Raw genomic sequence first — 7,997 nt, 5'->3', positions numbered from 1 at the left:
GGTGGTGGTGTGGTCGGGGGTGGGCAGGGCGCGGTGGTCGAGTTTGCCGTTGGGGGTGAGGGGGAGGGCGGGGAGGGTGGTGTAGGTGGCGGGGAGCATGTGGTCGGGCAGGGTGGCCGACAGGTGGGTGCGTAGTGCTGTGGGGTTGGGGGTGGTGTGGCCGGGGGTGGTGACGGTGTAGGCGGCCAGACGCCGGTCACCGGGCCGGTCTTCGCGCACGATGACGGCGGCTTGGGCGAGGGCGGGGTGGGTGGTCAGGGCGGTCTGGATCTCGCCCAGCTCGATACGGAAGCCCCGGATCTTCACCTGGTCATCCGCCCGGCCCAGGTACTCCCACTCCCCGTCCGCCGTCCACCGGGCCAGATCACCCGTGCGATACATACGCGCACCCGGGACACCGCCGCAGGGGTCGGCGACGAACCGCTCACCGGTCAGCGCGGGCCGGTTGAGATAGCCGCGCGCCAGACCCGCACCGGCCACATACATCTCCCCGGTCACTCCGGGGGCGGCGGGCTGCAGGGCCGAGTCCAGGATGTACAGGCGCAGGTCCGGGATCGGACCGCCGATCAACGACTTGTGCTGACCGGACGCGGTTTCCTGGTCGAGGGCCCGGTGGGTGACGTGGACGGTGGTCTCGGTGATGCCGTACATGTTCACCAGCCGTGGGCCACGACCGCCATGCCGCGTATACCAGGTGGCCAGTCGGCCCAGGTCGAGCGCCTCACCCCCGAACACCACGTATCGCAGGGCCAGGTCATCGCCGAGCTGGGGATTCTCGGTGTCGGCCTGGATCAGCTGGTAGAACGCCGACGGTGTCTGGCTCAGGACGGTGACTTGTTCGCGGACCAGCAGTTCCAGGAACTGTTCCGGGCTGCGGCTGACGGTATGGGGGACCACGACCAGGCGGCCGCCGTGCAGCAGCGGGCCCCACAGCTCCCACACCGAGAAGTCGAACGCGTAGGAGTGGAACAGTGTCCATACCTCGTCCGGTCCGAATCCGAACCAGTGGTCCGTGGCCGTGAACAGCCGCACCACCTGGGCATGGGCGACCACTACCCCCTTGGGCCGACCCGTCGAACCAGAGGTGTAGATGACATACGCCGGATGCTCGGGCAGCAACGCCCCCACCCGGTCGGTATCTGTGAGGTCCGTGCCCGAATTCGCGGCGAGTTCAGCGGCTGTGCCGGGGTCATCGAGCAGCAGCCAGTCCGTACCACCCAGCTGAGCGGTGACCTCCAGACCGGAGATGACCAGTGCCGGGTTCGCGTCCTCCAGGAGGTAGGCGATCCGGTCGGCCGGGTACGACGGGTCCACCGGCACATACGCCGCCCCCGCCTTCAGCACGCCCAGCAGCGCCACCACCATCTCCACCGACCTCGGCAGAGCAACCGCCACCAGCGACTCAGGACCCACCCCCCGGCCCGCCAGCAGCCGCGCCAGACGGTTCGCCGCCGCGTTCAGCTCCCCATACGACAGCGACTCCCCCTCACACGACACCGCGACCCCCGCGCCACCACAAGCGGCGACCCGGGCCTCAAACCGGTCCACCAACGACCCGCCACCAGCCATCGGCTCGCTATCCGTCGCAGCCCAGGCCTGAACAACCTCCCGCCGCTCACCCGCCGAGAGCACCGGAACCAGCCCGACCCCACGTCCCGGCTCCGCGAGCAGCCCCTCAAGCACCCGGACGAACCGCTCACCCCACACCGCCACCGACGACCGGTCGAACAAGTCGGCGTTGAACTCCAACTCGCCCCGCAGGCCCGCAGGACCACCATCGGTGTCACGTATCCCGGACAGGTGGAAGACCAGGTCGAACTTCGCCGCACCCGTCGCGGCGGATTCCGGTGCCACGCTCAGGTCGGGCAGCTGTTCCACCGTGTCGAGGGCGGCCTTCTGCTCGTCGTTGTTCCACTCCAGAACCGTCTGGAAGAGCGGGTGGCGCGACATCGAGCGCTCGGGGTTGAGCACCTCCACCAGCCGCTCGAAGGGGACGTCCTGGTGCGCGTACGCCGCGAGGTCGGTCTCGCGGATCCGGGCGATCAGCTCCGAGAAGGTCGGATTCCCCGACAGGTCATTGCGCAGCACCAGCGTGTTCACGAAGAACCCGACCAGGTCCTCCACCGCGTCATCCGTACGACCCGCCACCGGCGAGCCGATCGGAATATCGACACCCGCGCCCAACCGGAACAACAACACGGCCAGCGCGGCCTGCACCACCATGAACGGACTCGCCTGATGCTCCCGCGCCACCTCCTCGATCCGGCGGTGCAGCTCGGCCGAGGCCTCGATCGGGACCGAGTCTCCTCGGTAGGTCGACCGCTCCGGGCGCGGGCGGTCGGTGGGCAGCTCCAGCTCGGCGGGCAGGTCGGCCAATGTCCGCTGCCAGTAATTGAGTTGCCGCGCGAGGGCACTGTCGGGGTCGTCCTCGGAGCCGAGCACCTCACGCTGCCAGAGCGTGAAGTCGGCGTACTGCACCGGAAGCGGGGCCCAGGCCGGAGCATGGCCGACCGTGCGGGCGGCGTACGCGGTGGTGAGGTCGCGGGCCAGCGGGCCCATCGACCAGCCGTCACCGGCGATGTGATGGATCAGTACGAGGAGCACATGCTCGTGCGGGTCTATCTCGAACAGCCATGTCTTCAGCGGGAGTTCGGCTGCCAGGTCGAATCCATGGCGGACCGCTTCCGCGATGCGATCCGTGAGTTCGCTCTCCTTGACGCGGACGACGGTCGGCTCCGGGCGCGCCGTATGCGGGTCGAGCACCACCTGGTGTGCACCTGTGGGCTCCTCGGCGAAGACCGTGCGCAGGCTTTCGTGCCGGGTCACGATGTCCGTCAGCGCGGCCCGCAGGGCGTCGCGGTCCAGTGCGCCGGTGAGGCGCAGCGCGGCGGGCAGGTTGTAGGTGGGGCTCGGCCCCTCGAACCGGTTCAGGAACCAGAGGCGCTGCTGGGCGAAGGACAGCGGTATCCGCTCGGGTCGCGGCCGTGCCGTCAGGGCCGGGCGGGCTCCGTCCGCCGAGCCGAGCACGGCAGCCAGGCCAGCGACCGTCGGTGCCTCGAAGAGGCGGCGCACCGCGACCTCGACGCCCAGCACGGAGCGGACCCGGTTGATCAGCCTCGTCCCGAGCAGTGAGTGTCCGCCGAGGTCGAAGAAGCTGTCGTCGATGCCGACGTCGGGTACGCCGAGTACTTCGGCGAACAGGGTGCAGAGGATTTCCTCGTGCGGGGATCGCGGCCTGCGGCCGGTCGCGTGGCCGGTGAACTCCGGCATGGGCAGGGCCTTGCGGTCCAGCTTGCCGTTCGCGGTCAGCGGCAGCGCGCCGACCTCCACGAACACGGACGGCACCATGTAGGTGGGCAGGGTCTGGGCGAGCTGTGTGCGCAGCGCCTTGGCGTCGACAGCGGTGTGCGCCCGTGGCACGACGTACGCGACCAGGCGCCGGTCGCCGGGCTGGTCCTCCCGTACGATCACAGCGCTCTGCGCCACACCGGGGGCCCGATCCACCTCGGCCTGCACTTCGCCGAGTTCGATGCGGAAGCCTCGCACCTTGACCTGGTCGTCGACGCGGCCCAGGTATGCGAGTTCACCCCGGGCCGTCCACCTGGCGAGGTCGCCGGTGCGGTACATGCGGTCGCCGGGTGCGCCGTACGGGTCGGCGACGAAGCGTTCCGCCGTCAGGCCGGGGCGGCCCGAGTAGCCGCGGGCCAGGCCGGGGCCCGCGATGTACAGCTCGCCCTCGACGCCCCGGGGTGCGGGGCGCAGCGATGAATCGAGCACGTACGTGCGGGTGTTCACGATCGGACGGCCGATCGGGGGCGCGATGTCGCCGGTCAGTGGCTCGCTGACCGTGGCGCAGACGGTCGCTTCGGTCGGCCCGTACGCGTTGAGCATGCGTCGGCCACGGGACCAGCGGTCCACCATGTCCGCCGGGCAGCTCTCGCCCGCGACCACCAGGGTCCGTACCGAGGCCATCGCGTGCTCGGGGAGGGACGGCAGCGCCGACGGGGGCAGCGTCACATGGGTCACCCGCTGTTCGACGAGCAGGGTGGCCAGCGGCGCGCCCGGCATGAGCCGTTCCTGGGGCGCCATGACCAGGCAGGCTCCGGCCAGGAGCGCCATGCAGACCTCCCACACCGCGGCGTCGAAGCTGGGCGACGCGAACTGCAGGACGCGGTCGCCGGGGCCGACGACGAGCGCGTCGATCTGCGAGGCGGCCATACCCGGCACTCCGGCGTGCGAGACGACGACGCCCTTGGGCCTGCCGGTGGAGCCGGAGGTGTAGATGATGTAGGCCGGGTGCCGCGGCTCGGGCGACACCGGCGTACCGGGGGACCCGTGCGCGGCGGGTGCGGCGGACAGCTCGTCAGGTGTGTCAGGTGCGTCAGGTGCGTCAGGTGTGTCCATCAGCAGCCGCGGCACGTCGGGCGACCCCAGTCGGCCGCTCAGCGCACTGGTGGTGATCAGGAGTCCGGGTGCCGCGTCGCCGAGTATGTAGGCGATGCGGTCTGCCGGGTAGTCCGGGTCCACCGGAAGGTAGGCGGCCCCGGACTTGAGGACGGCGAGCATGGTCACGACGAGTTCGGCGGAGCGCGGCAGCGACACGGCCACCGCGCGTTCCGGTCCGAGCCCGGCGGACCGCAGGCGGCGCGCCAACTGGTCGGACAGCACGTCGAGTTGGGCATAGGACAGCACGTCGTCCTCGAAGGCGACGGCCTCCGCCTCGGGGGTGCGCAGCGCCTGGGCGCGGAACAGCTCCGGCAGGGTGGCCGCGGGCAGCTCGTGTGCGGGCCCGTTCCAGTCCGTGCCGAGGCGGTCCAGTTCGGCGGCGGTGAGGACGCCGATCCGGCCGAGCGGTGTACCGGGCTGCTCGGCGATGCTCTCCAGGACCCGTACGAAACGGTCGCCGATCGCCTGCGCGGCCGCCCGGTCGTACAGGTCGGGCCGGTGGTCGAGACGGAAGGAGAGCGCACTGCCGGGCAGGGCCACCAGGGCGAGCGCGTAGTGGGTGGTATCGCGGTTCGTGGCACCGGACAGGCGCAGGCCCGAGGCCCCGGCGAGGTCGCCGAGGGCGGCGGCGTCGAGCGGATAGTTCTCGAAGACCATGGCGGTGTCGAAGAGCGCGCCCAGGCCCGTCAGCTGCTGGATCTCGGCCAGGCCGGTGTGCTGCTGCTCGATGAGGGCCGCCTGGTCGCGCTGGATGCGGCGCACGAAACCGGCCACGCTCTCCCCGGGGCTCATCCGGGCCCGCAGCGGGAGCGTGTTGATGAACAGGCCGACCATGTCCTCGACCCCGGCCACGTCGGCCGGGCGGCCCGACACGGTGACGCCGAAGACCACGTCGTCGCGCCCGGTGAGCTGCCCGACGACGATCGCCCAGGCGGCCTCCACCATCGTGTTCAGGGTGACGCCGCACGACCGGGCCCCGGCGGCGAGGGCCGCCGTGGCCTGTTCGGAGAGGGCCAGTTCCACGCGTTCCGGGGTGAGGGCGGCGCCGCCACCCGACCGGGGAGGGCCGACCAGGGTCGGGCCTTCGACGCCCGCCAGAGCCTCCCGCCACGCCGTGTGCGCGGCGTCCCGGTCCTGGTCGGCCAGGTGGCCCAGGTAGTCACGGTAGGGGCGCACCCGGGGCAGCTCGGCCGCACTGCCCGGGGCGGCGTAGAACTCGAGGAGTTCGCGTACCAGGATCGGCAGCGACCAGCCGTCGAGCACGATGTGGTGGTTGGTCAGCACCAGCCGCCAACGGTCCGCGGCGAGCCGGATCAGAACGTAGCGCAGCAGCGGCGGCCTGGCGAGATCGAAGCGTTCCCGGTACTCCTCCTCAAGGATCTTCGCCGCGGCCGCCGCGCGCTCCGGCTCATCCAGATGCGTCAGGTCCACCTCGCGCCACGGCAGCGGCGCATCGGCGACGACCACCTGCACCGGTCGGCCCGCCGAGGTCCGGCGGAACGCGGACCGCAGCGCGGTGTGCCGGTCCAGGACCAGGCGCGCGGCCGTCCGCAGGGCCGCCACATCGAGCGCGCCCTCGATGTCGAAGGCCAGCTGTGCCATGTAGAAGTCGGGTTCGGAGTCGTCGTCGTACGCGCTGTGGAAGAACAGGCCCTCCTGGAGGGGCGACAACGGCAGTACGTCGACAAGCCGCGCCCCTTCGCCCTCCAGCGCCTCGATCTCGGCCTGGGTCACCTCGGCGAGCGGCACATCGGACGGCGTCAGTCCGCCGGACCCGGGGGCCGCGCTGTGCCGGGCCAGGGCGCCCAGGGCGTCGAACCAGCCGTCGGCCAGCTCCCGGACGCTTCCCTCGTCCAGCAGCTCGCCCGCCCAGGTCCAGGTGGCGACCAGCTCCGGCCCGTGCGGACCGTCGTGGGTGGCCGCGTTGACCTCCACCGTGTGCGCGAGGGCCAGCGCGGGGTCCTCGGCGGCCCCGGTCAGCGGCGCCATCGTCCAGTCCGCGACATCGCCGCCCGCTGTGACCGTGCCCGGCGAGAACCGGCCCAGGTAGTTGAAGCCGAGCTGCGGCCGGGCGCCCGCCTCGAGCGCGGGAGCCGTCCTCGGGTTGAGGTAGCGCAGCAGCCCGTACCCGATGCCCTTGTCCGGCACCGCACGCAACTGCTCCTTGATCCGCTTCAGCACCACCCCGGCGGCCGGGCCACCGGCCCGCGCACCCACGGTGTCGTACGCACCGGGGGACAGCCTCACCGGATAGACGCTGGTGAACCAGCCGACGGTGCGCGACAGCTCGGCACCGGGAACGATCTGCTCCGTACGCCCGTGTCCTTCGAGGTCAACGAGTACACCGGCGGTCGCGTCCCCCTGACGGCGTGACCACTCGGTGGCGGCCATCGCGAATCCGGCGAGCAGCACATCCTCGACGCCCGCGTGGAAGAGCGCGGGCGCGGCCCCCAGCAGGCTCTCGGTGAGTTCGGCGGGCAGCCGCCGCACCAGGCTCTCCGCCGTGGCGAAGGTGTCGCGTGCCGGATCTAGTGCGCGGTCGGTGAGGAGCGGGTCCGGGCCTGCGAGCATGCCCTGCCACAGCTCGCGTTCCTCCTCGCGTGCTGGAGCGAGCGCGGCGGCCGAAAGCCCCTGGGCCCACTGCCGGAACGACGTGCCGACCGGCGCGAGCCGGGGCTCACGCCCCTCGGACACGGCCTGCCAGGCCTCTGCCAAGTCCTGCGCCAGGATGCGCCAGGACACGCCGTCGACAGCGAGGTGGTGCACGACCATCAGGAGACGGCCTTGACGGGCGGGCCCCCGGTCGAACCACACCGCCCGCAGCACGGCACCGGCGCGCGGGTCGAGGTCGCGCCGGGCCGCCTCGCCCTCCGCCGCGAGCGCCGCCTGCACCGCCTGCTCGGTGGACGACGAGGCGTCGACGCGTCGTACGCAGGTGGCCGCCGCCACCGCGCCCGGGTCCATGATCTTGAGGGACCAGCCGCCGGGCGTGCCGGTCTGGTGCATCCGCAGGCGCAGCGCGTCATGGTGATCGAGGAGCGCCTGGACGACGGCGTGCAGCCGCTGCTCGTCCAGCTCGGCGGGCACGTGCAGGACGACGGACTGGTTGAACTGGTCGACAGAGCCCCCGCGTTCGGCCAGCCAGTGCATGACGGGCGTGAGCGCCAGCTCACCGACGGCGGGGATCTGCTCCGCCGCCGCGGCGCCGACGACACCCTGCGCGGCCATGACACCCGCCGCGGTGAGGCCCTCGACCGTCTTGTGCTCGAAGATGTCCCGGGCCGAGATGGTCAGACCGGCGCGGCGGGCCCGGCTGACCAGCTGGATGGACATGATGCTGTCGCCGCCGAGGTCGAAGAAGCTGTCGTCGATGCCGACTGCGGGGATGTTGAGGATGTCGGCGTAGAGGGTGGTGAGGATTTCTTCTTCGGGGGTGCGGGGGGCGCGTCGGTTGTGGGTGGTGGTGTGGTCGGGGGTGGGCAGGGCGCGGTGGTCGAGTTTGCCGTTGGGGGTGAGGGGGAGGGCGGGGAGGGTGGTGTAGGTGGCGGGGA

1 protein-coding gene is annotated in these 7,997 nt (G+C 71.7%); it reads right to left on the bottom strand.

Translation table 11 applies throughout. From position 1 onward, the window contains the following. Positions 1–7,997: amino acid adenylation domain-containing protein (locus tag ACWC5C_RS41955; RefSeq protein WP_450884611.1), on the bottom strand; the 7,997-nt coding region annotated here is incomplete at both ends.

The organism is Streptomyces sp. NPDC001700, from assembly GCF_053596435.1.
The sequence above is the reverse complement of the archived record's forward strand: the minus strand, read 5'-3'. Positions and strand labels throughout refer to the sequence as shown.